This is a genomic window from Chitinophaga fulva (assembly GCF_012927205.1).
Classification (GTDB): domain Bacteria; phylum Bacteroidota; class Bacteroidia; order Chitinophagales; family Chitinophagaceae; genus Chitinophaga; species Chitinophaga fulva.
The window spans coordinates 21,018-45,143 of record NZ_JABBGC010000001.1 but is presented as its reverse complement, the minus strand read 5'-3'; the positions used below and the strand labels follow the sequence as shown (position 1 = coordinate 45,143).

23 protein-coding genes and 2 tRNA genes are annotated in these 24,126 nt (G+C 48.7%); 16 read left to right on the top strand and 9 right to left on the bottom strand.

The genetic code is table 11. The annotated features are described in order from the left end of the window. Nucleotides 1-30: 30 nt before the first annotated feature. The 8 genes from ffh to HHL17_RS00170 all read left to right on the top strand — a co-directional run bounded on the left by ffh (nt 31) and on the right by HHL17_RS00170 (nt 6,963). Nucleotides 31-1,356 (top strand): signal recognition particle protein, encoded by a 1,326-nt coding sequence (gene ffh, locus HHL17_RS00205; protein ID WP_169222819.1) that lies wholly within the window; start codon nt 31-33, stop codon nt 1,354-1,356. Nucleotides 1,357-1,464: 108 nt separating this feature from the next. Then, a complete protein-coding gene (gene rpsP, locus HHL17_RS33895; protein ID WP_169222818.1) occupies nt 1,465-1,923 on the top strand; it encodes a 30S ribosomal protein S16 in 459 nt (152 codons plus the stop codon). A gap of 92 nt (nt 1,924-2,015) precedes the next feature. Beyond that, nucleotides 2,016-2,540, top strand: coding sequence for a ribosome maturation factor RimM (gene rimM / locus HHL17_RS00195; RefSeq protein ID WP_169222817.1), 525 nt, complete (start codon nt 2,016-2,018; stop codon nt 2,538-2,540). Nucleotides 2,541-2,577: 37 nt separating this feature from the next. Then, complete coding sequence (gene trmD, locus HHL17_RS00190) at nt 2,578-3,249, top strand: tRNA (guanosine(37)-N1)-methyltransferase TrmD (RefSeq protein WP_169222816.1); 672 nt, start codon at nt 2,578-2,580, stop codon at nt 3,247-3,249. 152 nt (nt 3,250-3,401) lie between these two features. Next, nucleotides 3,402-3,749, top strand: coding sequence for a 50S ribosomal protein L19 (gene rplS, locus HHL17_RS00185; protein ID WP_169222815.1), 348 nt, complete (start codon nt 3,402-3,404; stop codon nt 3,747-3,749). Nucleotides 3,750-3,950: 201 nt separating this feature from the next. Then, entirely contained in the window at nt 3,951-4,184 is a 234-nt protein-coding gene (locus HHL17_RS00180) for a Sec-independent protein translocase subunit TatA/TatB (RefSeq protein WP_240975055.1), read from the top strand. Between the two features lie 51 nt (nt 4,185-4,235). Further along, nucleotides 4,236-5,681, top strand: a complete 1,446-nt coding sequence (gatA, locus tag HHL17_RS00175; protein WP_169222813.1) for an Asp-tRNA(Asn)/Glu-tRNA(Gln) amidotransferase subunit GatA — start codon at nt 4,236-4,238, stop codon at nt 5,679-5,681. 10 nt (nt 5,682-5,691) lie between these two features. Beyond that, nucleotides 5,692-6,963: a lytic transglycosylase domain-containing protein gene (locus HHL17_RS00170; protein WP_169222812.1), complete on the top strand. Its 1,272-nt coding sequence runs from the start codon at nt 5,692-5,694 to the stop codon at nt 6,961-6,963. Nucleotides 6,964-7,122: 159 nt separating this feature from the next. Here HHL17_RS00170 and HHL17_RS00165 read toward each other — a convergent pair whose 3' ends face one another. The 3 genes from HHL17_RS00165 to gap form a co-directional block, all read right to left on the bottom strand. After that, the gene (locus tag HHL17_RS00165) at nt 7,123-8,541 is read right to left on the bottom strand and encodes a cation:proton antiporter domain-containing protein (RefSeq protein ID WP_169222811.1); all 1,419 of its coding nucleotides are present in this window, start codon (nt 8,539-8,541) and stop codon (nt 7,123-7,125) included. A gap of 95 nt (nt 8,542-8,636) precedes the next feature. Continuing rightward, on the bottom strand, nt 8,637-9,827 hold the full coding sequence (locus tag HHL17_RS00160; RefSeq protein WP_169222810.1) for a phosphoglycerate kinase: 1,191 nt from the start codon (nt 9,825-9,827) through the stop codon (nt 8,637-8,639). A 166-nt stretch (nt 9,828-9,993) separates the two neighbouring features. Beyond that, entirely contained in the window at nt 9,994-11,010 is a 1,017-nt protein-coding gene (gap, locus tag HHL17_RS00155; RefSeq protein ID WP_169222809.1) for a type I glyceraldehyde-3-phosphate dehydrogenase, read from the bottom strand. Nucleotides 11,011-11,150: 140 nt separating this feature from the next. Between gap and HHL17_RS00150 the strand changes: the two genes are divergently transcribed. The 6 genes from HHL17_RS00150 (at nt 11,151) to HHL17_RS00125 (ending at nt 13,671) form a co-directional block, all read left to right on the top strand. After that, nucleotides 11,151-11,222, top strand: a tRNA-Glu gene (locus HHL17_RS00150). Between the two features lie 168 nt (nt 11,223-11,390). Then, complete coding sequence (locus HHL17_RS00145; protein ID WP_169222808.1) at nt 11,391-12,068, top strand: SMI1/KNR4 family protein; 678 nt, start codon at nt 11,391-11,393, stop codon at nt 12,066-12,068. A gap of 71 nt (nt 12,069-12,139) precedes the next feature. Further along, nucleotides 12,140-12,823: a DUF1345 domain-containing protein gene (locus tag HHL17_RS00140; protein ID WP_240975054.1), complete on the top strand. Its 684-nt coding sequence runs from the start codon at nt 12,140-12,142 to the stop codon at nt 12,821-12,823. 83 nt (nt 12,824-12,906) lie between these two features. Further along, nucleotides 12,907-12,978: transfer RNA gene (locus HHL17_RS00135), tRNA-Glu, on the top strand. Nucleotides 12,979-13,187: 209 nt separating this feature from the next. Then, the gene (locus HHL17_RS00130; protein ID WP_169222807.1) at nt 13,188-13,385 is read left to right on the top strand and encodes a class I lanthipeptide; all 198 of its coding nucleotides are present in this window, start codon (nt 13,188-13,190) and stop codon (nt 13,383-13,385) included. 100 nt (nt 13,386-13,485) lie between these two features. Next, on the top strand, nt 13,486-13,671 hold the full coding sequence (locus HHL17_RS00125; protein ID WP_169222806.1) for a class I lanthipeptide: 186 nt from the start codon (nt 13,486-13,488) through the stop codon (nt 13,669-13,671). Nucleotides 13,672-13,773: 102 nt separating this feature from the next. On the opposite strand, the gene HHL17_RS00120 is transcribed toward HHL17_RS00125, so the two are convergent. Then, a complete protein-coding gene (locus HHL17_RS00120) occupies nt 13,774-14,163 on the bottom strand; it encodes a winged helix-turn-helix transcriptional regulator (protein WP_169222805.1) in 390 nt (129 codons plus the stop codon). A gap of 81 nt (nt 14,164-14,244) precedes the next feature. Between HHL17_RS00120 and HHL17_RS00115 the strand changes: the two genes are divergently transcribed. After that, complete coding sequence (locus HHL17_RS00115; protein WP_169222804.1) at nt 14,245-14,985, top strand: SDR family NAD(P)-dependent oxidoreductase; 741 nt, start codon at nt 14,245-14,247, stop codon at nt 14,983-14,985. 170 nt (nt 14,986-15,155) lie between these two features. Then, on the top strand, nt 15,156-18,323 hold the full coding sequence (locus HHL17_RS00110; RefSeq protein ID WP_169222803.1) for a sensor histidine kinase: 3,168 nt from the start codon (nt 15,156-15,158) through the stop codon (nt 18,321-18,323). A 52-nt stretch (nt 18,324-18,375) separates the two neighbouring features. On the opposite strand, the gene HHL17_RS00105 is transcribed toward HHL17_RS00110, so the two are convergent. From HHL17_RS00105 to HHL17_RS00085, 5 genes are read right to left on the bottom strand one after another with little or no spacing between them, the layout of a single operon-like run. Next, the gene (locus tag HHL17_RS00105) at nt 18,376-19,782 is read right to left on the bottom strand and encodes an MBL fold metallo-hydrolase (protein ID WP_169222802.1); all 1,407 of its coding nucleotides are present in this window, start codon (nt 19,780-19,782) and stop codon (nt 18,376-18,378) included. Between the two features lie 29 nt (nt 19,783-19,811). Beyond that, on the bottom strand, nt 19,812-20,321 hold the full coding sequence (locus HHL17_RS00100) for a DUF4442 domain-containing protein (protein ID WP_240975053.1): 510 nt from the start codon (nt 20,319-20,321) through the stop codon (nt 19,812-19,814). A 7-nt stretch (nt 20,322-20,328) separates the two neighbouring features. Further along, complete coding sequence (locus tag HHL17_RS00095) at nt 20,329-20,838, bottom strand: thioredoxin family protein (RefSeq protein ID WP_169222801.1); 510 nt, start codon at nt 20,836-20,838, stop codon at nt 20,329-20,331. A gap of 28 nt (nt 20,839-20,866) precedes the next feature. Beyond that, complete coding sequence (ppk1, locus tag HHL17_RS00090; RefSeq protein WP_169222800.1) at nt 20,867-22,858, bottom strand: polyphosphate kinase 1; 1,992 nt, start codon at nt 22,856-22,858, stop codon at nt 20,867-20,869. Between the two features lie 6 nt (nt 22,859-22,864). Continuing rightward, complete coding sequence (locus HHL17_RS00085; RefSeq protein ID WP_169222799.1) at nt 22,865-24,112, bottom strand: Pycsar system effector family protein; 1,248 nt, start codon at nt 24,110-24,112, stop codon at nt 22,865-22,867. Between the last annotated feature and the right edge of the window lie 14 nt (nt 24,113-24,126).

Below are 24,126 nucleotides of genomic sequence, written 5' to 3'. Positions count from 1 at the left end.
TAATTTTGCTGTCCGTTTAAAATATCAACAATGTTTGAATCATTATCAGAGAGATTAGATTCCGCGTTTAAGCAGCTTAAAGGGGAAGGCCGTATTTCGGAAATCAATATTGCCACCACCATTAAGGAAATCCGCCGAGCACTGGTGGATGCGGACGTGAACTACAAAATAGCCAAGGAATTTACTGATAAAGTAAAGGATAAAGCCATGGGAGAAAAGGTGTTGACCGCCATCTCTCCCGGACAGCTCATGGTAAAGATCGTGAAAGACGAACTGGCAGAGCTGATGGGCGGCACCGAAGCCGAAATTGATATCAAAACAAACCCTTCCGTTATACTCATCGCTGGTTTGCAGGGTTCGGGTAAAACCACCTTCTCCGGTAAACTGGCCAACTTCCTCAAATCCAAAAAGGCGAAGAAACCCCTGCTGGTAGCAGCAGACATCTACCGTCCGGCGGCGATTGACCAGCTGAAAGTGCTGGGTGAACAGATCGGCGTGGAAGTGTATAGCGAGCCCGAAAATAAAAATGCCGTGCAGATCGCTGAAAATGCGCTCAAACACGCTAAAGCCAATGGCAATAACATCATCATCATCGATACCGCCGGTCGTCTGGCCGTGGACGAGGTGATGATGACCGAAGTGGCCAACGTGAAAAATGCCGTGAAGCCACAGGAAGTCCTGTTCGTGGTAGACTCCATGACCGGCCAGGATGCGGTTAACACCGCCAAAGCGTTTAACGACCGGCTGGACTTTACCGGCGTGGTGCTTACCAAACTGGACGGTGATACCCGCGGCGGTGCGGCCCTGACCATCCGTTACACCGTTACCAAGCCAATCAAGTTCGTGAGCATGGGCGAAAAGATGGACACCCTCGACGTGTTCTATCCGGAACGTATGGCCCAGCGTATCCTCGGCATGGGTGATATCACCACCCTCGTGGAACGTGCCCAGGCCCAGTTCAACGAAGAGCAGGCTAAAAAGCTGGAGAAAAAAATCCGCCAGAACCAGTTCGACTTTGACGACTTCCGGGAACAGCTCCAGCAGATCAAGAAAATGGGTAACCTGAAAGACCTGATGGGCATGATCCCCGGTGTAGGCAAGGCCGTAAAGGACCTCGATATCAGCGACGACGCCTTCAAGGGCATCGAAGCCATGATCAACTCCATGACACCGGATGAACGTGGCAACCCGGACATCATCGACGGCAGCCGCCGTAAGCGTATCGCTAAAGGCGCCGGCAAAAACATCCAGGACGTGAACCAGTTCATGAAACAATTTGAACAGATGCGCCAGATGATGAAGATGATGAACAAATTTGGCGCTGGTGGCAAGGGTTTAAGAGGGCTGGTAAAATAAAAAAAACGGCTTCGCAAACTTTTTTTTGCAAATACCAATTAGAAGGTTACATTTGCATCCCTAATTAAACAATATTTCCTAACTCGCAAAAAATAACTCGACTTATTTATGCCAGTAAAAATCAGACTGCAGAGACATGGCGCTAAGAAGAGGCCTTTCTATTTTATCGTAGTGGCTGACGCTCGCGCTCCAAGAGATGGTAAATTCATCCAGAAAATCGGTACTTACAATCCTTTAACGGTTCCGGCTTCCATCAACATCGATACTGAAAAAGCATTGCGTTGGTTGCAGAAAGGCGCTCAGCCTACCGATACTGTTAGACGGATCTTGTCTTTCAAAGGTGTATTGTATTTGAAACACCTGTTAAGAGGTGTTACCCTGAACCTGTTCGACGAGCCTACTGCTTACCAGAAATTTGCACAATGGCAAGCTGAACACGAACAGAAAGTATCTGCCCGCCGTGACGGTCACAGAAAAGCAAGAGTAGCTGCTCCTATCGTTAGAAAGGTAGAAGACACTCCTGCAGCTCCATCCGCTCCAGCAGCAGAAGAAGGTACAGAAGCATAAAACGGCAACGTTTTAACAATACCTGAAAAAGGAAATGTTTGCATTCGCAAATATTTCCTTTTTTAATTTCATGGCAGGACTCTCTCATTACGATGAATAATTATTTCAGCATAGGAAAACTGGTGTCTGCGCACGGATTACAAGGCGAACTGCTGGTGCGTCACAGCCTCGGCAAAAGATCGTCCCTCAAAGGCGTGACAGCTATTTTCCTGGAAGAAAGGAAAAACAGCTTTATCCCTTATTTCCTGCAGCAGGTGACGGTTAAAGACGCAGAGCACGTATATGTCCGCCTCGAAGGCATAGACTCCAAGGAAGCCGCGCAAAAGCTGCTGCCCGGGCAGATATACCTCCAGGAAGAAGACTTTAAGGCACAAACCGCCTCTTCTTCACCGCTGGCCCTGCTGGGCTTTGCTGTGGAAGATGCCCACCATGGGCCGCTGGGAACAGTGGAAGAGGTGATCGAAATGCCCATGCAGGTACTGGTAAAAGTGCAGATCAAAGGCAAAGAGGCACTGTTGCCCGTTAATGAGCAGTCACTCGTGAAGGTAGACCGCAAAAACCAGGTGGTACACCTCGATCTGCCGGAAGGGCTTGTGGAATTATACACAAATATTTAGCAGCCGTGCCCATGGGGCGGCCAAAGCATTATCATTTATGCGAATAGATATCATTACAGTACTGCCGGAGCTGCTGGAGAGCCCGCTGTCCCATTCCATTATGAAGCGGGCGCAGGCAAAAGGAATGCTGGAGGTACATGTACACCCGTTAAGGGCCTATTCCAGCCTGAAGCATAACCAGGTCGACGATTATCAGTTTGGCGGCGGCGCCGGCATGGTCATGATGCTGGAACCGATCGTCAATGCGATCGAGTCGCTGCAGGCCAAGGTAAAGTACGATGAGATCATCTACCTGACGCCTGACGGGGAGACGCTCAACCAGCAGATGGCCAACCAGCTGTCGCTCAAAGGCAACCTGTTGATGTTATGCGGTCACTACAAAGGTATTGACCAGCGTATCCGCGATCATTTCATTACCAAAGAGATCTCCATCGGCGACTATGTGTTGTCCGGCGGAGAGCTGGGCGCTGCGGTGCTCGTGGATGCCATCGGGCGGTTGCTGCCTGGTGTGCTGAACGATGAGACCAGCGCTTTGTTTGACTCTTTCCAGGACAATCTGCTGGCGCCGCCGGTGTATACCAGGCCGGTAGAGTTCCGGGGCTGGAAGGTGCCTGATGTGCTGCTAAGCGGCGACCATAAAAAAATCGAAGATTGGCGGCATCAGCAGGCAGTGGAAAGAACCCAGGCCCGCAGACCTGACTTATTGTAAATTAATCACTTAAAGATGACATAAATGGCAATGTCTGTGTTTTCCACAGATGAGTCCGGAAAAAAGGTGGATAATCTCAACATTTATTCCTGATTTAATTTGGTAAATGCCATTTCTTGTTTTACTTTTGCACTCCCATAAATATTTGAAAGATGAACGCAATTTCGTTTGTTCACGAACAACTGACAGCTAAAAAACAGTACCCGAAGTTTAAAGCAGGCGACAACGTCACTGTCAATTATAAAATCGTGGAAGGTAATAAAGAAAGGATTCAGTCCTTTAAAGGTGATGTGGTGAAAATCCAGGGTACAGGGTTTACTGCGTCTTTCACTGTTAGAAAGATTTCTGACGGTATTGGTGTGGAAAGACTGTTCCCACTTTACTCTCCTAATATCGATGGTATCGTATTAAACAAGGTAGGTAAAGTAAGAAGAGCGAAACTTTTCTACCTGCGTGAACGTGCTGGTAAGAAAGCCCGTATCAAAGAAAAAAGGGTTTAGTATAAAATACAGGGAAATTAGTTACAGGCGGGACCGGTATGGTTCCGCTTTTTTCGTGTTCTTAAAATGCTATTAAATCTGTGCTTTTAACAACCCCAACGGGTGAAAAAGCGGATTTTATAAGCTATCTTTGTCGACTATCGTAGATAACTTAAACAAACATTTGAGAAGATGACTGCTGTTTTTGTAAAACCATCATTTTTGATTCTCCAGGATATCGGCATGTCCGAACTGCTGTTGATTGCCGTTGTGGTATTACTGCTGTTCGGGGGCAAGAAAATCCCTGAACTGATGCGGGGACTGGGTAAAGGTATCCGTGAGTTCAATGACGCCAAAAACAATGTGCGCCAGGAAATTGAAGAAGGTATGAAGGAAAAGCCCGTGCAACCCGCTACTACCGACACGAAGCCAACTGATGCTCAACACAACGCATAATCTGGCGTAGCACATACTGTCCCTGATTTTAATATTTTAACTGATTTAGCTTTGACTGAATTCAGCAGTATAACTTCTTTCCATAAAGCATTATACGCCGGCAGTACAAGCTGTACGGAACAGGTACATCTGTATCTCAACCGGATAGCGCAGTTAAAACATTTAAATGCCTTCCTGGAAGTATATGAGGAGGAAGCCCTGACAAAAGCGCAGGAACTGGATGAACGGATTAAGAACGGTCAACCGGTAGGCGCACTGGCAGGAGTAGTGGTAGGTATTAAAGATGTGATCTGCTATAAAGGCCATCATGTAGGTGCCGCTTCCAGGATCCTGGAAGGGTTTACTTCGCTTTATTCCGCCACAGCTGTAGAAAGGCTGTTGGCTGCCGATGCGATCATTATTGGCAACCTCAACTGCGATGAATTCGCGATGGGGTCTACTAATGAGAATTCGGCTTATGGGCCTGTCCTGAACGCATTGGACAATACCCGGGTGCCGGGAGGTTCATCAGGGGGCTCCGCCGTAGCTGTGCAGGCTGACCTTTGTCTGGTTAGTTTGGGTAGCGATACAGGCGGTTCAGTTCGTCAACCAGCGGATTTTTGCGGGATCATCGGTTTGAAGCCAACGTACGGCCGCATTTCCCGTCATGGCCTATTGGCTTATGCCTCATCCTTTGATCAGATAGGCATTTTCGGCAAGGAAATTGCAGATGTGGCAGCAGTTCTGCAGGTGATCGCAGGACCTGATGAGTTTGATAGTACAGCCGCCCAGCGGGAAGTCCCTGATTACCAGCAAAGCCTGTCACACAATAAAAGTCACAGATTTGCGTATTTAAGAGATGCCCAGTACCATGAAGGATTGGATGCTGAAATGAAGGATGGCTATATAGACCTCTTTGAAAGCCTGGTAGATGCAGGACATACCGTTACCGGTAAAGGTTTTGACTACCTCGATTATGTGGTCCCTGCCTATTATGTGCTGACAACAGCAGAAGCATCCTCCAACCTATCGCGTTACGACGGGGTCAGATTCGGACATCGGACAAATGAGAAAAACCTCGATTTGATCGATTTTTACAAAAAAAACAGATCAGAAGGGTTTGGTAAAGAAGTAAAACGTCGTATATTACTCGGGACTTTTGTGTTGAGCGCAGGTTATTACGACGCTTACTATACCAAAGCACAACAAGTCAGGAGATTAGTTACAGACAAGCTAAACGAGATATTGGAAGAGTTCGACGCCATTTTAATGCCAACGGTGCCGTCGACAGCCTTTAAACTAGGAGAGAAAACAGAAGATCCAATTGCCATGTACCTGGCAGATATTTACACGGTACTGGCTAATCTGGCAGGGGTCCCGGCCATTTCAGTGCCATTGGGCCGGCATTCAAACGGAATGCCATACGGTGTACAGATCATCACAAAGAAGTTTGACGAAGCGGCCTTGCTACAAATTGCCCATCAATTGATGGCAACCGACAGGGCGTCGATTGTTTAAAATAAATTGTATGAGAAAAATCTTTTTACTATTGCTGTTGCCAGCATTGAGTTTGGGAAGTGTTGAAGTAATGGGTAGCAACAGTGTACCTAAAGAGACGGCGTTACCATTGGTCTCGCCCGACACTACAGTGAAATTCCGCAAAGTACATTTGCCGAAAGACTCTGTAGCGCCTTCTCCCACCACTATGGCAGTGAGAAAAGCTGCCCAAAGCCTGCCTAATAACATTCGCAGCGCTAAAGTGTATGAACAGATCAACAACAACCTGGTGGCCGGTTATGTAAATAACTATGCTACCCGGTACAGTCAGCATCTGCAGACCATGGTTGAAAGAGGCCAGCCTTATTTCTCCATGGTTGAAAAAATCTTCCGTGAACATGGTATTCCGGAAGAGATGAAATATCTCGCTGTTATTGAATCCAGCTTTAATACCAATGCACGTTCCAGAGTAGGAGCCGTTGGCGCCTGGCAGTTTATGGCCGGTACCGCCCGCATCTTCGGTCTGAGCGTGGGTAAAAAAGTAGATGAACGTAAAGACTTTTACAAATCTACCCTGGCTGCCGCCCAGTACCTGAACAAACTTTACGAACAGTTTGATGACTGGTTGCTGGTAGTAGCTGCCTACAACTGTGGCCCTGGTGGCGTACAACGCGCTATGAAGGCCAGTGGTCGTGAAGATTTCTGGGGTATGCAGTATTTCCTGCCCGCAGAATCCCGTAACCACGTGTATAAATTTATTGCAACCGGTTATATCCTCGATCGATTCAACAACTTCTTCGGTGTGAGCGATGAACCCGGTATGCCTGTAGCGGATAATACCAGCGCTCCTGCTGCTGCCGCTGCTGTTTCAAGAGGTCCGCTGACAGAAGATGAAATCTACAGCAGTGTGGAAATCAATGTTACCGGTAAATACCGCCTCGAGGCTATCGCCAAAAAACTGGAAATGTCTGTAGGTGAACTGGACCGTTACAATCCGGGTTTTGCCAAAGCAATGTCCAGCGCTGAAAACAACTATGACCTGCGCATCCCGAAAGAAAAAATGAAGCTGTTCCTGGCTGAAAAAGACGAGATGCTGAAAGAGTCTGTTCAAATGACACTGGACGACAAAGCAGTAGGGGTGGATAAATCCAAATTCCCGCCTCCGGCTAAAATGCCTGCTGAAAAAGCCACATCGGCCAAAAAGGCAACTACCGCTACCAGCGCCAAAAAACACAGCAGCACTAAGAAACATACTGCTGTCAAAAAACATAAGGCTAAAAAGAAAACTACCCACAAAAAGTAGTTCATCTTATAAAAGAAAATAAAAAACCCGTGTTGGTATTTCCAGCACGGGTTTTTTTATGGTTTCTTTTCTGTGTAAGATGACGTATATCCGGTGGCGTTATAACATTGGAAATGCCTTGCCCACAGACCGGCGCTATTACGGGAACGCCTGTATGTTTTACGCCGCCAGTAATCCTTTTTTCCTTTCGCTGAAAGCTACGAGGTCCAGCAACGGGCCGGTCATAAAGGTGGTAGCCAGCGCCATCAGTACCAACATGGCGAAGATACCGGGTGACAGGATACCAAGATCGTAGCCGATATTGAGCACCACCAGTTCCATCAGGCCGCGGGTATTCATCAGCGCGCCGATAGAAACAGACTGGCGCCACGACTGCCCCATGAGCCGGGCAGTAAGGGTGCTGCCGCCAAATTTGCCTGCTACCGCTACCAGCATGATCATCCCGCAAATAGCCCAAAGATGGCTCTCATTCAACAAACCTATCTGGGTACGCAAGCCGGTAAACACAAAAAATATCGGTAACAGCAGCAGTACGCTCACATCTTCCAGTTTATCTGTCAACAGTTGTTTGATAGCAGATTCCTGTGGCATAATAACACCCGCCAGGAAAGCGCCAAAGAGCGCATGTATGCCGATTACTTCCGCAGCAAGGGCTGAGAGCAGTAAAGTCAGGAAAACCGCCGAAATAGCTGCTTTCTGACGCCCACGGGCAATATGCCTGTTCACCGTGCGGACGAGCCAGGGCCTTACAACGCTCAGCATAACGGCCACAAAAACGACGGACAGCACTATCGTAATCAACGCGCTGACCAGTCCTCCGGCTTTTACTATGGCCACCACTACTGCCAGGATACACCAGGCTGTCACATCGTCCGCGGCAGCGCAGGTAATGGCCATGGTGCCCAGCGGGGTGCCGGTGAGTTTCCTCTCCTGTACAATGCGTGCCAGTACCGGGAAAGCCGTAATACTCATTGCAATGCCCATAAACAACGCAAAAGCGAGGAAGCTGACACCGGCCGGCGCAAAGTCGGTAAAGAGATAATAAGCCAGCCATACGCCCAGAAAAAAGGGCACGATGATGCTGGCGTGGCTGATCATGACAGCATCGTGCGCCTTGTTCCGGATTTTGCTGATATCGAGCTCCATGCCTACGATGAACATAAAGAAGGCGAGGCCTATCTGACTAAGGAACTGAAGCGTTTTCAGGGACTCAGCCGGGAAGAGGAAAGCCGAAAAAGAGGGCATGGTCCACCCGAGCAAGGAAGGCCCCAGTAATACACCCGCTATGATTTCTCCTACCACTGCCGGCTGCTTTATTTTATTGGCCAGTATACCAAACAGGCGGGCTACCAGCATGATCACGATGATCTGCAACAGGAGCAGGCTCAGGGGATGTTTCAGGTTGTCGAGGTATTGCCACCAGTCGCTGGTTGAGGCAGTATGTTGCGTTGCAGTGGCAGCGGTGGCAACGGGCTGGACCTGTTTTACAGGCAGCAGCCTTCCCTGTTCGAGGATGACCCATATCAAAACCCCGAACACACCTATGATAGCAGGGTAGAGGAGGAGGCGTTTTTTCATAAGGTGAATTGTAAAAGTAAATACGGATTTGCAGGGCATGTGAATCCTTTTCCCTGCAAATCCGTAATGCTGTTATGTTTGATGATTTGTTACAATCAGATGGCTGCGATGCCGGGCAGTGTTTTGCCTTCGAAGAATTCGAGCATAGCACCGCCACCGGTAGACACGTAGCTTACTTTGTCGGCCAGACCGAACTGGTTGACCGCCGCTACGGAGTCGCCGCCGCCAACGAGAGAGAACGCGCCATTGGCAGTGGAGGTCACGATTGCATCCGCAACACCTTTGGTACCTTTCTGGAAAGCTTCCATTTCAAAAACGCCCATAGGACCGTTCCACAGGATGGTTTTTGAAGCCTGGATGGTTTCGTTGAAGAGAGCTACGGAAGCGGGTCCGATATCGAGGCCCATCCAGCCGGCAGGGATGTTATCGTTGGAAACCACCTGTGTGGCTGCATCGGCAGCAAACTTATCCGCTGCAACAGAATCAACAGGCAGGATCAGTTTAACGTTTTTGGTGTGGGCTTTTTCCAGCAGTTCATTCGCGAGGTCCAGTTTATCATTTTCGCAGAGGGAGTTGCCTATTTCCTTGCCCTGTGCTTTGAGGAAGGTATAAGCCATACCACCGCCGATGATGATGTTATTGGCGCGGTCCATCAGTGTTTCGATGATCAGTATTTTGTCGCTCACTTTGGCGCCACCGAGGATGGCTGTGAATGGAGCCGTTGCGTTGTTGAGTACTTTTTCCGCGTTGGTTACTTCCGCTTCCATGAGGAGGCCGAACATGCGGTTCGGTTTGGCGAAGAACTGAGCGATAACGGCTGTAGAGGCGTGTGCGCGGTGGGCGGTACCGAAAGCATCGTTTACATAAACGTTGCCCAGTTTGGCCAGTTGTTCCGCGAAAGATGCATCGCCTTTCTCTTCTGCTTTGTGGAAACGCAGGTTTTCCAGCAGCAGCACTTCTCCCATTTTCAGGTCGACAGCGGCTTTTTCGGCTACAGGGCCTACGCAGTCAGCTGCAAACTTTACGGTAACACCGCCCAGCAGTTTGATGAGGTGGTATACGAGATGTTTTAAAGAGTATTTATCAGTAGGACCATCTTTCGGACGGCCGAGGTGGGACATAAGGATGACAGCGCCGCCATCTTTGAGGATTTTTTTGATGGTCGGAACGGCAGCCCGCATACGGGTGTCATCCGTAATTTCAAATTTATCGTTCAGGGGAACGTTGAAATCCACGCGGACCAGGGCTTTGCGGCCGTTGAAATTATAGTCGGAGAATTTGCTCATATGTAGCGATTTAAGAGAAAGGGTTTAGTCATAAAAAAACCGCGGGGCAACAGCACAAAGCGAGTGTCAACCAAATTGATCTGGCCTATCTGCTGCTATGGTGTAGTTGTTCCGCGGAATGTAAAAAGTATCCCGGCAGTACATCACTGCCGGGAGTACGATCTGATTATTTGCTGATCAGGCCGGCGAAGTACTTCACAGTACGAACCAGCTGAGATACGTAGCTCATTTCGTTATCGTACCAGGACACAGTTTTAACCAGCTGGTGATCACCAACGGAAATTACTTTAGTCTGGGTAGCGTCGAACAGGGAACCGTAGTGGATACCGATGACGTCGGAGCTTACGATTTCATCTTCAGTGTAACCGAAGGATTCGTTGGAAGCTGCTTTCATCGCTGCATTCACTTCTTCCGCTGTTACTTTTTTGCTCAGGATGGTAGTCAGTTCAGTGAGGGAACCGGTGATGGTTGGTACGCGTTGAGCGTTACCGTCCAGTTTACCTTTCAGTTCAGGCAGTACCAGGCCGATTGCTTTAGCAGCGCCGGTGCTGTTAGGAACGATGTTGGCTGCAGCAGCACGGGCACGGCGCAGGTCACCTTTTGGATGCGGCGCATCGAGGGTGTTCTGGTCGTTGGTGTAAGCGTGCACAGTAGTCATCAGGCCGGTAACGATACCGTATTGGTCCTGCAGAACTTTGGCCATCGGAGCCAGGCAGTTGGTGGTGCAGGAAGCGCAGGAGATAACTGTTTCGCTGCCATCCAGCAGTTCGTGGTTTACGTTGAAAACGATCGTTTTCAGATCACCGGTAGCAGGAGCGGAAATTACAACACGTTTCGCGCCAGCGGTCAGGTGCGCAGCAGCTTTGTCTTTATCAGTAAAGAAGCCGGTGCACTCGATCACCACGTCGATATCATGCTCTTTCCAGGGAATTTGAGACGGGTCTCTTTGTGCATATATCTTCACATCTTCGCCGTTCACATTAATTGCGTTCTCGGAATGTTTAACTTCTGCATCAAACCTACCCTGCGCTGAATCGTATTTCAGCAAATGCGCCAGCACGGTTGGGCTGGTAAGGTCATTGATAGCTACCACATCAATGCCGGGCATTTTGTAAATCTGGCGGTATACCAGACGACCAATACGGCCGAATCCATTAATACCAATTTTGAGAGTAGTTCCCATTTTTTGTCGTGATTTGAGTATGAAAAAATCGAGAGCGAATTTACAATCAATGCGTTTATTAATCAATAGAAATTTGAGTTATCAAATTTTTTTTTGGAAATATAAAACAATAGTGTACTTTTGCAATCCCAAAACGATACGCCGCGTTGGTCAAGGGGTTAAGACGCCTCCCTTTCACGGAGGAATCACGGGTTCGATTCCCGTACGTGGTACGAAGAAAAGCCGATCATTATGATCGGCTTTTTATTTTGTATCAGGTGGATATACATTTCCCTTCTTTCTTATGTTTTAATACTGCCGCTATTTTTCAGCGACCTGTATTTCCCGGCTACCGGAAATAAGCGATACCTTGAAATAAGTTTTTTATTCGCTCTGCTATCATGAAACCAAATAATTCCCTTGCCTTTTTTGAACATTTAAAAGCCGAAACAGAAGCAACATGGGCTAAAGTTGCACCCGATGATCCCTTTGCCTCTGCGGCCCCAGGCTCCAAATGGCTACCGGGTCTTTCAGAAGAAGAATTACAGGCATTTGAAAAAGAAATGGGGTTCTCTTTTCCGGAACCGTTGCGTAATTTTTATCGGACCATGAATGGGCTGGACAGGCCCTATATTAACACTGATGAAGATGGTAACACGTGGGAATCTTACAGGATTTATTCTTACCCCCGGGATATAGACCGTATCCATAGTAAGATTGAGTGGATTTATGATAGCTGCCGCATCACACCGGCCATCGCAAAAGCAAGAGGTATTTCCCGGATTTTTCCGGTATGGAGCCATCGTTTTATGATGATCGACGAACCAGGACACCCGATGTTGTCTATGCATGGGAATGATATTGTCTTATATGCCTTCACATTGGCGGAGATTTGCAAGATAGATCTCGGGTCTACACATGGCTTGAGGCGGCATGGGGAGCCCAACGTTCGTTTCTGGTACCCTGGCTGGCGAAAAAATCCCAAAATGCCCAAACGCAGACGCCGCATCGGCGTGATGACCAAATGGCTGCGGGTGATGAAAAAGAAAGTCTTATTACAACACAGGGCAATGGGCTAATAAAATACGGCACTCATACCCTGTATAAAAAATGCTATTTTTAGTAGCATATATCTCAAACCGGCAACTTTATGGCAAAACGGAGAATGCTCAAAGATGTGCTCCCCCTTTATCCTTTACGGCGTATAATGATCAGTCTGGGCCTTACAGCGCTCGTTTGGGCGATACTGCAAGTATGCCGCGTGCCCATCAGTCCCCTGGTGTTTTCCGTGCTTTTATGGGATGTTTTTGCGCTCTCCTACATCGCTACCGCCTGGCTGGTATTTGTGCGGCGTAAGGTGCCTGAAATTCGCGCATGGGCACGTATGGATGATGGCAGCCGTACTTTCGTGACCACTTTTCTGCTGGTGTCTTCGTTTGCCAGCATGATCATTGTTGCATTGGTCATGGTGTCCAACGAACCGGCCGAACCGATTATTTACCTGCCGGTGGCCATCATCGGCATCCTTTCTTCCTGGGCGCTGGTACATACCACGTACAGCTTTCACTATGCCCATCTGTTTTATGATGATGATGAGAACGACAGTACCCGTCACGCAGGCGGGCTCGATTTTCCCCAGGAGAAATATCCTGATTACCTGGACTTCGCTTATTTCTCATTTGTGATCGGGATGACTTTTCAGGTATCCGATGTGGAAATCGGGAACCGTATTATCCGGCGTACGGTGCTGGTACATGGACTGATATCCTATTTGCTCAATACGTTTGTGATGGCATTAACCATCAACCTGATTGCCGGGTTGATTCACAAATAAATTGATCATCTTCCGAAAAAATATTTGAAAAAAATTTTGTGATGTAAAACTATTCCCTATCTTTGCAATCCCAAAACGGAAACGCCGCGTTGGTCAAGGGGTTAAGACGCCTCCCTTTCACGGAGGAATCACGGGTTCGATTCCCGTACGTGGTACAAGAAAAATTAAAAGCCTGCAAATGATGCAGGCTTTTTTGTTGCCCTGAATTTCTTATAACATATTCCTCAATACAGCTACCCCGATGACCTCGAGTGTCGCCCCTGTTGTGATGGCGGAACCTGTTGTACTGCCTGGGTTTCCAGTGCTACTGCAAGTCCTGTGCAGCACTTCAGCGTATCTTTAAGAATCATCAAATACTCATGTTATGAAGAAGAAAAACCTTGAATTACAGAAAAAGGTCTCCCTTAAAAAAGTAACATTGGCCAATTTGAATTTTGAACAACAAAACGTTGTTCGTGGTGGTGTTGCCGGCGCGAGACCCTTTGATACCAAATGTGAAGGTTGTGACAGTTATGACCCATCCTGCCCGACCAGGCCTCACCGCACCGTGGTGTGTGTATGATTGGGGATATTGAACCAACATTCATCTCCGGCCTTTACTGTAGCTGTAAGTCTCATGCAGCATTCCAGCTTCCCTTTAATGTTAATCCAATACGCATGTTATGAAAAAGAAAAACGCTTTTTTGCAGAAAAAAGTCTCTCTTAAAAAAGTAGCACTGACCCATCTGAATTTTGAAGAACAAAGTAATGTTCGTGGTGCCCGCTTAAGGGATACCAAATGCGATGGTTGCGATAGTTATGATCCATCCTGCATATCTAAGCCCCGCCCGACAGTAGGGTGTGTCTGACAGGGGCTTTTAAATTATAAATTTCTGGCTAACTCTTTGCCAGGGCGATAGTGGCCGGTAGTCCTTGCGCCTGCCACTATCTACCCGCTGTATAGCTCTCCACTACTCCTTCTCCGGCTTCCTGATAATCTTCTTCCGGTGTGCCTTCCCCCATTTGATCATCTCCAGAATAATATCCCCGAAGGAGCGGCAATAGCTGGTAGCGGTATATTCTACCATCACCGGGGAGGAAGGTATGACCGTTCTTTTGATCAACTGATTCGCTTCCATCTCTTTTAATTCCCGTGAAAGCATACGCGTGGTAATGCCTGGAATGCTGCGCTCTATCTCCCGGAAACGTTTATGGCCATTGCAGATGGCGTTGATAATGGGCAACCGCCATTTTCCCCCGATAACATAAATCGTATCCTGCAATGCCTGTAACTCGTCCTTCTGACTGCGTGGGTTACTAAGCACTTCGGCAATTTCTTCCAATCGTTTTTTGTCTGTCATACTGGTATACTCTGTTATACTGGTTACAAAGTTATATCAGTTCGTTCATACCTTTGCCATGAATTAATCATCATACAAATCATGGAAACACTAAAAGGGAAAATAGCAGTGGTGACCGGCGGCAACAGCGGGATTGGTTACGCTACGGCAAAGGAATTAAAGCAACAGGGCGCAACTGTGGTGATCACAGGACGACGGAAAGAAGCCATTGAAACAGCTGCGGCAGAACTGGGCGTTACCGGCATCGTGGCCGACCAGGGAAACCTCAATGCTATTGAAAACCTGGCCGACAACGTTAAAGCACAGTTTGGGACAGTGGATATTCTGTTTATCAACGCCGGTATCCTGCATGGAACATCCATTGAACAGGCAACGGAAGAAGTATTTGACCAGGTGATAGACGTGAACTTCAAAGGCGCTTATTTTACGCTGAGCAGATTTATTCCTGTCCTGAAGGATGGGGCGTCAGTGATATTCCTCTCCTCCAATACCGCCAGCATGAGCGTGGCCAATTCTTCCATCTATTCCTCCAGCAAAGCGGCATTAAATGCGATCATGAAGATCGCAGCGATAGAACTGGCGCCACGGAAAATCCGGGTAAACGCAGTAAGCCCCGGCCCAATTGAAACAGAAATCCTGCATAAACAAGGATACGATGAAGAACAGCTCAAGGGCGTGAAAGCCTGGATAGTTGACCGCGTACCGCTGCGACACATGGGAAAAGCCAGTGATGTAGGAAAGATGGTGGCACAGTTATCCGGTGATGCCGCTTCTTTTGTCACTGGCGCTGAACTGGTGATGGACGGTGGCATGAGCCTGTAGTTACCAGCCCATACTGTGGGCTACTCAGGCGTATGGCTGTGTGACGGTACTTTTCATGTCCTGCTGATGTAGAAAAACTAAGCAGGGATAATGGTTGTATGGTGATATATTTGTAATATCAAGACAACATTTAGTACTTTTATCCCACAGCCAATTTTTTCCTGAATGCCATGATTGAACAGTTTATCTGGTCCGTCGCCCCATTACAGTATCACATCAAGAGGTATCTATATTGCCTGTTGTGCTGCCTGTCTGTAACGCTTACTGCCACTGCGCAGCAGGAAAATATTTCTTATCATTTCCGGCATCTCGATATCAGCAACGGCCTTGCCAGTAACCACGTTTCGGCTATCCTGCAGGACCGTAAAGGGTTTATCTGGATCGCCAGTACTGCCCTGCAACGGTATGATGGTACCAACCTGGTTACCATGGCCAATTTCGACCGGGTGCCCGGCTCCATCTACTACGATGATATCTGCCTCTGTGAGGATAACCGTGGCCGCATCTGGATGGGCACTCCGGACAATATTCGTGTATACGATCCGGTGACGATGCGCATCAAGACCCTCAAAGTGGCCAACAGGGCGGAACTGCCGGAAGGGCTGCAATGTAGCAACATCATACAGGACCACAACGGTATCATATGGGCTACCACCCGTGATGGCCTCATGCAGTTTGATGAAACATCTTTCAGCTTTCATAAAGCCGCTATGGTACCCGAGGCCGACCGCCTTGAAATGCAGGACGGCATTATGGAAGATGAATCCGGCAACCTCTGGATAAGCGGAACGGAGCATCTCTACATCCTGGACCGCGACCGGAAACAGCTGTTTTCACCCGGTAATAATCCCCGGCATCTGCCGGTGCTGGACATTCATAACAGCTTTAAGAAGATATACACCGATAATCTCCATCATATATGGATGGCCGGCCGGAAGGGTATCCTGTACCAGTACGATCCCGCTGCCAACAGGCTGCAGGAATACCGCTTCAATACGCCTGAAGTGGACAATATTTTTGATGTGATGACCGATGGAAACAAAGACCTGTGGGTGGCCACGGAAAAAGGCGGCATCTTCCGGTTCAATGATTCGCTGCGGCGCTTTGATTTTAACATCACCAGCAACAACTCCGATGAACGTGGTTTCCACTACGACTACGAAGCCAATTGTATGCTGAGCGACCGGGAAGGCCACCTCTGGATAGGTACCGATCATGGCGTGAATATCCTCAGTATTCACAATACTTCCTTCCGGATGCTGGACCACCGTACTGTTTTTGAAAAAACAAAAGAACGGCTGCCGGCAGCGGAGGTAACAGGCATTTTTCAAGCCAGTAACGGGGACGTATATGTGGGCTACTGGGGGAGAGGATTTAGCCGCTTATCTTCCAGCCTGCAATTGCTGGGCAACTATTTTCATGGGGAAGATACCACGACCACTATCCCTGAACAACGCGGACTGGTATGGACTTTCGCTGAACTGAAAAACGGTACTATCCTTATAGGACAGGAAAATGGTAACCTGTCGCTCTTTAATCCCGCTACCGGACGGTTTATCCGGCATCTCACCTCTCCGGCGTTACATGAACAAACATTATTGCGCATGTTGGTACAGGGAGATACTTCTGTATGGATAGGGCTTTACAAACGTGGACTGGCCAGCTGGAACCCGGGCACCAATCAGTTTAACTATTACCACGAAATCACAGATTCACTGAAGCGGCCTTTGTCAGTGCTGCAAATCGTGACAGAAGGAGATTCCTTGCTATGGCTGGCTTCCAGCGGCGGCGGGTTGATCCTTTTTAATCCGCATACCCGCAGGATAGTTGCCCGTCAGAATTTTGAATGGCTGCAGCACAGCTATAACAATGTTACTTCATTGGTAAGATTTAATGACAGTACACTGCTGGCCGGGACTGATCACGGGCTGTGGATGTACAATACCCGTCAGGGCACTTATGTGCCCGTCAGAATTGATGGACAACTCTTCGATGAGTGGGTGCTGAATATACGGGAAGACACCCCGGAGAAATTTTGGTTCATCACGCCCTATGGCTTCTACCGGTATACCATTCCCCGCGGGAGGCTGGAGACTTTTACTCAGAACGATGATATCATCGATAACTCCCGCAAGGTACGCCGCCGCATCTCCTGGCTGAAAGATGGGCGGCTGCTGGTAGGCGCTTCAGACCATTTTGTGGTATTTGAACCGAACAAACTGGAGGTGGCGCCACCTCCGCCCGATGTTACCATCGTTAATATGAAAGCGTTGGACAGCACTATATTGATAGAGGAAGCGCTGCGCGATAATAAGCCGGTAGAGCTGAATCACCGCCAGAATATCATCAGCATAGAATTTAAAAGCCTGTCTTATCACCAGGAGAAAATCCGTTATTTCTATCAGCTGGAAGGACTGGATGAAGACTGGGTGAGTGCAGAAAACATACTGGTGGCCAAATACACCAACCTTGCCCCGGGAAGCTATACTTTCCGGGTAAGGGCTGTCAACTCTGCCGGGACCACCTCCCTGCATATCAGCGAGCTGAAGATATTTATCCGGCCGGCATTCTGGCAAACGCCGTGGTTCCGTATCCTATGCCTGTTGGCGGCACTGGGACTGGTATATTTGTATATCCGGCTGCGTATTACTTCCGTAAAGAAAGAAGCCAGGGAGAGGGCCGCTATCCAACAGCAGATGGCCCAGCTGGAAATGAAAGCCCTGCGTGCTCAAATGAATCCGCACTTTATTTTCAATGCGCTGAATTCCATTCAGACATTTATGATGAAGAGTGAAACCGAGCAGGCGCTCTCTTACCTTGCCCGTTTTGCGCGCCTTATCCGGAATGTGTTGGACAACTCCCAGTTGAACAACATACCGGTGTCTAAAGAGGTGAATATGCTCACTAACTACCTGGAGTTGGAAAAACTGCGTTTTGCAGATGCATTTGAATATGAGTTTATCGTAGATCCTGAACTGGAACCGGATTTCGTGGAGATACCCACCATGATCCTGCAGCCTTTCGTGGAGAATGCCATCTGGCATGGTATCCTGCATATCCCCGACCAGGGGAAAATCCGGATCATGTTTGCCCGTATAGGCGACAGGGTATTATGTACCATAGAAGATAACGGCATCGGCAGGGCCAGGTCGGCAGCGCTGCGAAGAATGGACAAACAGCATTATTCCCGCGGGTTGCAGATCACGCGCGACAGACTACAGCTATACAACAGCCGCTTTAACATGGATGCCAGTTTTGATATTGAAGACCTGAATGACGGGGCGGGAAACGCAACCGGGACAAGGGTTAATATATGGTTCCCTTATGTCCATGAATAAAAAAACGGACTACGAACAAAGTCCGTAATCCGTTTTTCCTTTTTATAGATAATTATCTCAATCCAATTTCATAATGTCTTTCCGGGATTTCTATATCCAGGAATCCTTTTTTGAGCAGCCAGTTTTTGAAGATAACCTGCACATCGTATTCACCATGTACGAGGAATAATTTTTTCACATCACCTGGGTGCTGGCAGGCGAGCCACTGGCTGAGGTCTTCGTAGTCGCCATGTGCGCTCATGGAGCGGATAACGCCGACTTCTGCTTTTACCTCATAACGGGTACCATAGATAGACACTTCTTTGGCGCCGCGCATGAGCCGTCCACCCAGGGATTGTGGTTCGCAATAGCCTACGATAAGAATAGTGTTTCTTTCTTCATCGATGCCGTTGGCGATATGATGTTTTACACGGCCAGCTTCCGCCATACCGGAGGCGGAGATGATCACGCAGGGCTCTTTGCGGAAGTTAAGTCCTTTGGATTCGTCCACAGATTTTACATAGTGTAACCCCGGGAAATCGAACGGGTCGTCGTCACGCCTTAGCAAGTCAGACACTTCGCGGTTAAATACTTCCGGATGTGATTTGGTAACAGCAGTGGCTTCGGTAGACAGTGGGCTGTCCACAAAGATGTCCACTTTCGGGAGGGTACCGTTCAGCTGTGCTTTGTTCAGTGCATACAGCAGTTCCTGGGTACGACCTACGCTGAAAGCCGGGATGATCAGTTTACCTCTTTTTTCTACGCAGGTTTCTTTAATGTAACGCAGTAATTCTGCATCGGCAGGAGCCGCGTCAGCATGCAGGGTGCTGCCGTATGTAGATTCAATGAGGATGTAGTCTGCTTGCGGGAAGGTGGCGGGTGATTTGAGGATGGCATCATTATACCGGCCGATGTCACCGCTGAAAGAGATTTGTTCTGTTTTGCCGTTTTCCGTGATACGCAGGTGTACGGAAGCAGCGCCTACGATATGGCCGGCATCAGTGAACATGATTTGTATGTCCGGATCAATGTTGATCCAGGTATTATAGCTGTTGACTGGTTTGAGAAAACGGATCGCGCTTTTGGCATCTTCCAGGGTGTAGAGTGGCAGCACATATGGTTTGCCTTCGTTTGCTCTTTTTTTGTTGGTGAATTTCACATCGTCTTCCTGTATTTCTGCGGAGTCGAGCAGCAGGATTTCTGTCATGTCGCGGGTGCCGGGTGTGCAGTAGATATCACCGTTATAGCCCATTTTCACGAGGCGGGGAATCAGGCCGGAGTGGTCTATATGGGCATGGGAGAGGACCATATACGTGATTTCGGCCGGGTCAAAGCCAAAGTCCCTGTTCAGTTCATCTGTTTCTGGGCCCATACCCTGAAACATGCCGCAGTCCAGCAGGACCTTCTTTCCGTTCTTCAGTGTAATGAGATGCTTGGAGCCGGTAACGGTGCGGGCTGCACCATGGAATGCTATTTTCATATCCTTGATTTAGGGTGATGACCACCATTTTATGATTTTCCTTTAAAAGACCAGGTGATAGCGAACGAGGCAATTAGTGTGCCTTGTTTGTCCCTGCCTTCGCTGCGCATGGTAACGGTAACCGCCTCCTCCTCGTTCATGGCCTTGCTGATCGCCTCTTTCAGCGCAGGAAGATCATTACAGGTGAAGTAAGTGAGGCCGGTGGCTTTTTTCACAAAGGTGGATTCCAGACCGGTAACAAGCATGGATATACGTTTGGGTGCACTCTGAACATACATCATGGCAGGTAGGCCAGTACTCATTTCTGCGGCCATAGCGAGGCAGGCGAAGTAAGTGGAACGGAAAGGGTTCTGTGACAGCCAGCGGAAAGGGACGGAGGTGGTACAGGCATCTTCTGTGATGGTCTGCATCCGTACACCGGCCAGCCAGGCAGCTGGCAGCTTCCAGAAGAGGTAAGCCCTAAATTTAAACGGATGCTGCGCAAACTTTATAAAAGTATGCACAGCATCCGTATTGAAAGTGGTCATGCCGTTATTCATGGCAGTATTATTCGTTGACGTAATTGGAAGGCAGCAAAGCAGCAGGCGACCATTGTTTGAAGAACTCCGCCAGTTTCTTTTTGTCATAGGAGTCCGCCGATTCCAGCAGGCCTGTATTCTGCGTATGCAGCCGGTTACCTTTGGCATCCAGCACTACCAGTACCGGGAAACCGAAACGCTGTGGATATCCCAGCTCTTTCAGGACAGGCAGGTTCTTGTTTTCCTTACTGTAGTTGAGGTGATATACCACATAGTTTTTATTCATGGCGGCTTTCAGCTCTGCATCATCTTCCACGAATTTATACAGCCGTTTGCACCAGATGCACCAGTTACCACCTATCTGTAACAGCACATGTTTTTTCTCCTGCGCAGCCTGTTTAACGGCAGCGGCTATATCCGCCTTAGCATCTGCGGAAGGGTTGTAAATGTGTTCCAGGTCATGTGTCTGCGCTTGTACCTTCGTCGCCGGTATGGCGAAAAACAGTCCAAGGACCAATGCCCATACTATCTTCTTCATAAAACTCGATTTATTCATCCTATCTAATTTACACTATATTTTGCACATACGCCTGAATGGCTTGTTGTGCCTGATGACTGTCGGCCAGTTGTAAAGACACGATGTCTTTCAGTTGTTGCCGGAGTGCGGCGTCATATACGGGTACACATACTTCGATACGGCGGTGCAGGTTCCGGTTCATCCAGTCGGCCGAGCCCATGTACACTTCTTCCTGGCCATTGTTATGGAAGATAAACACCCGGGCATGTTCGAGGTAACGGTCTACAATACGCACCACGCGGATACCGCTGCTTTCAGGAATGCCTGTCTGCAAACAATTGATACTGCGAACAATCAAATCCACTTCCACGCCAGCCTGACGGGCTTCGTACAGTTTGGAGATCATCGATTTCTCCTGGAGATTATTGATCTTAACGGTGATCTTCGCCGGCAGGCCCTTTTGTGCGTTGGCAATCTCCCGGTCTATCATATCTGTGAAGCGGGTGAGCATATTAAACTGCGCCACCAGCAGATGCTCAAATTGCAGGAAATGATAGGCCATCGGCTGCTCGCGGCTTTGCAGGTAGAGGAACAACAGCTCCATTTCCCGCGTGATGCCGGCATGGGAGGTAAACAATACGTGGTCGGTGTAAAACCGTGCCGTGCTTTCGTTGAAGTTGCCGGTGGCGATCAGTCCGGAATAGTCCCAGAGGTAACCGCGCCGGCGCTTTACCAGCGCTGTTTTGGCATGTACTTTCATGCCGGGGATACTGTAAATGAGTTTTACACCGGCTTCTTTCATTTTCTTGGACCAGCGGATGTTATTGGCCTCATCGAAACGGGCTTTCAACTCTACGAATACGGTCACCGCTTTACCATTTTGCGCGGCGCTGATCAGTGCCTGCGCTATCTGTGAGCCGGAGGCGATGCGGTAAAGGGTAACGTATATCTCTTCCACATCCGGGTCTACGGCTGCTTCGCTGAAGAATCGCAATACGGGGTCGTACTGCTCATAAGGGAGATGCAGCAGCAGGTCCCTGCGTTGTATCAGGTCCAGCAGGTAGTCGGCGGCAGCTGCCTCTGGTTGTACTACCGGTCTGGCTTTGGGATATAAGGCGCCGGGAAGGCCGGCCGGCATGGGCAGGTCTGCAAGGTCTTTCAGGTTGTGGTAACGGCCGCCGGGCACCATTTCATTATCGGCCGCTTCAAACTGGCCAGCCAGGAAGTTGCGCAGCGATAACGGCATGGAGGCGTCATACAGGAAGCGGGTAGGCACGCCCAGTTCCCGCTTGCGGATCATGGTTTCTATTTCTTCCAGCACATCGCCTTTCATTTCATCCATATCTATTTCCGCGTTGCGCGTGAGTTTGATGCAATAGCTCTGATGGATGATGTAGCCACGGAAGAGGTAGGGCAGATGCGCCCGGATAATATCATCGAGGAAAGCAATGTGAAACTGCTTATCAGGCGCATCCAGTGTCAGGAAGCGTTTCAGCCCGGAGGGAATATTCACCAGCACGATTTCCTGTTTATCGGGAGTCGCCTGCGGACTGAGTGTCACCACGAGGTATAATGCGTTGTTCTCCGGGAAAAACTTTTTATGCCGTTGACTGAGCCATACTGGTTGCAGCCAGGCCTGTACGGTGGATTGAAAGTAGGACCGGGTGCGGGCGGCCAGTTCCGGCGCCAGTTCGGTGCCATAGAAAAGGGTGACACCTTGTTGTTGCATCGCCGGCAGCACCATACCGGTAAATATCTTTCCGTATTCTTCCTGCTGACGGTTAATAGTGTCCATTACTTCCTGTAATGTTTCCGGTGTGGGAGACTCTTCGCCGGCGGCATCAGGATCTCGTTCCAGTACCTTGTTGATGGCCAGGATGGCGGGCATCCTGACACGGAAAAACTCGTCGAGGTTGGAAGAGAAGATGGACAGGAATTTAATGCGTTCGTATAGTGGTACCCGTGAATCGGCTGCCATCTGCAATACCCTGTGGTTGAAGGACAACCAACTGAGATCGCGGTTATATAAAGGAATAGCCATGAATACTTATGCTTTTACCGGGAAAAAGATGGCTGCGATCATGAAGGCCAGCACAGACGATATCAGGCCAAACATAAAAACGTTATAGGAAATACGGAGCAGTTTGTATTTGTGGGCCAGCACCACACCAAGATGATATACGTCTTTGGTCATGCTGCCATAGAGGAAATCTGCGTCGTCCATCATCTTCCTCATGCCCCATTCGTATTCATCCAGCTTCATCTTATAAAAGTTACCAAAGAAAAGCAGGTTGGCATTTTTGTTATTGATATCTTCTCTTGTAAAAGTACCACTGGTGACATTGGGCCGTGTGGCCAGTACCGCAAAGATGATGGTGGTGACAGAGGTGACCAGGAAGATGATGGCCGGGATGACCATATTGGGATAGTCTTCTATCCGCCGTACCAGCACTGAGAGCATAAAAGAAATGATAATGGAGTTGACCGATATCATGATATGTGCTTTGCTGTCGGCCATAGAGCTTAATCGGATATGGTTGGTGGAAGTGATGCGGAACATCGTTTCCACGCCGCGGTCCGGCTTTTTATCCTTGTCCTTCTTTTTATTTTTCTCCAGGAGCTGGGCATCGGGCGTAGTGGGGTTGTCTACTGGTCCAGCTACCGGTGTGGTGGCTGGTTCAGCGGCTTCGGCAGATTTTTTTTCCATTTTTTTATACAGCTTCTGCAGGTTTTCTTCTTTTTGTTGTTTAGTGTAGGTCTGTGCGTAGTCGGTCCAGTAGTGATGGGCGGTGAGGAATTTGATATTGCCGGCGAGCCAGGTGCTGGTAGGTACTTCCTGCTGCGTTCTCATTTCTACCTCTTTGCGCAATAGCTTATTCCGGTCGGCGAAATCTTTGGAGCCAAGGTGGAACAGGTCTGCATCACAAACGATTTGTTCTACCAGGCTATGGGGCGACTGTGGCATTTTAGTGGCCAGGATAGCGCCTTTTACCATCGTCTGTATATTTTCCGGTGCCTGCTGGCTTTGCAGGAAGTTGACAGCTTCCACAGCGCCATTTTCTTCGTGTTTGCCAGCTTCACCTATCAGATAGCCGGCATCATGGAACCATGCAGCAACGTAAACGGCTTGTAATTCTTCGTCCTGAAGGCGGTAGTGGGCGGCAATCTGAGCGGCTGCTTTTACTACCTGCAGCGTATGTTCTAGGTTGTGATATACCAGTTCAGGATGCGGATGTTGCTGGTACTGGGCCATCACAAAGTCTCTGGCGGCATCGATGAGTGAGCTGTTCTGCATATTCTAAGTTTTGT

Excerpts from the sequence above, each read along its gene's own strand:
- ffh (WP_169222819.1), top strand. The coding sequence starts at position 31 with ATGTTTGAATCATTATCAGAGAGATTAGATTCCGCGTTTAAGCAGCTT.
- rpsP (WP_169222818.1), top strand. The coding sequence starts at position 1,465 with ATGCCAGTAAAAATCAGACTGCAGAGACATGGCGCTAAGAAGAGGCCT.
- rimM (WP_169222817.1), top strand. The coding sequence starts at position 2,016 with ATGAATAATTATTTCAGCATAGGAAAACTGGTGTCTGCGCACGGATTA.
- trmD (WP_169222816.1), top strand. The coding sequence starts at position 2,578 with ATGCGAATAGATATCATTACAGTACTGCCGGAGCTGCTGGAGAGCCCG.
- rplS (WP_169222815.1), top strand. The coding sequence starts at position 3,402 with ATGAACGCAATTTCGTTTGTTCACGAACAACTGACAGCTAAAAAACAG.
- HHL17_RS00170 (WP_169222812.1), top strand. The coding sequence starts at position 5,692 with ATGAGAAAAATCTTTTTACTATTGCTGTTGCCAGCATTGAGTTTGGGA.
- HHL17_RS00165 (WP_169222811.1), bottom strand. The coding sequence starts at position 8,541 with ATGAAAAAACGCCTCCTCCTCTACCCTGCTATCATAGGTGTGTTCGGG.
- HHL17_RS00160 (WP_169222810.1), bottom strand. The coding sequence starts at position 9,827 with ATGAGCAAATTCTCCGACTATAATTTCAACGGCCGCAAAGCCCTGGTC.
- gap (WP_169222809.1), bottom strand. The coding sequence starts at position 11,010 with ATGGGAACTACTCTCAAAATTGGTATTAATGGATTCGGCCGTATTGGT.
- HHL17_RS00145 (WP_169222808.1), top strand. The coding sequence starts at position 11,391 with ATGAAACCAAATAATTCCCTTGCCTTTTTTGAACATTTAAAAGCCGAA.
- HHL17_RS00140 (WP_240975054.1), top strand. The coding sequence starts at position 12,140 with ATGGCAAAACGGAGAATGCTCAAAGATGTGCTCCCCCTTTATCCTTTA.
- HHL17_RS00130 (WP_169222807.1), top strand. The coding sequence starts at position 13,188 with ATGAAGAAGAAAAACCTTGAATTACAGAAAAAGGTCTCCCTTAAAAAA.
- HHL17_RS00125 (WP_169222806.1), top strand. The coding sequence starts at position 13,486 with ATGAAAAAGAAAAACGCTTTTTTGCAGAAAAAAGTCTCTCTTAAAAAA.
- HHL17_RS00120 (WP_169222805.1), bottom strand. The coding sequence starts at position 14,163 with ATGACAGACAAAAAACGATTGGAAGAAATTGCCGAAGTGCTTAGTAAC.
- HHL17_RS00115 (WP_169222804.1), top strand. The coding sequence starts at position 14,245 with ATGGAAACACTAAAAGGGAAAATAGCAGTGGTGACCGGCGGCAACAGC.
- HHL17_RS00110 (WP_169222803.1), top strand. The coding sequence starts at position 15,156 with ATGATTGAACAGTTTATCTGGTCCGTCGCCCCATTACAGTATCACATC.
- HHL17_RS00105 (WP_169222802.1), bottom strand. The coding sequence starts at position 19,782 with ATGAAAATAGCATTCCATGGTGCAGCCCGCACCGTTACCGGCTCCAAG.
- HHL17_RS00100 (WP_240975053.1), bottom strand. The coding sequence starts at position 20,321 with ATGAATAACGGCATGACCACTTTCAATACGGATGCTGTGCATACTTTT.
- HHL17_RS00095 (WP_169222801.1), bottom strand. The coding sequence starts at position 20,838 with ATGAAGAAGATAGTATGGGCATTGGTCCTTGGACTGTTTTTCGCCATA.
- ppk1 (WP_169222800.1), bottom strand. The coding sequence starts at position 22,858 with ATGGCTATTCCTTTATATAACCGCGATCTCAGTTGGTTGTCCTTCAAC.
- HHL17_RS00085 (WP_169222799.1), bottom strand. The coding sequence starts at position 24,112 with ATGCAGAACAGCTCACTCATCGATGCCGCCAGAGACTTTGTGATGGCC.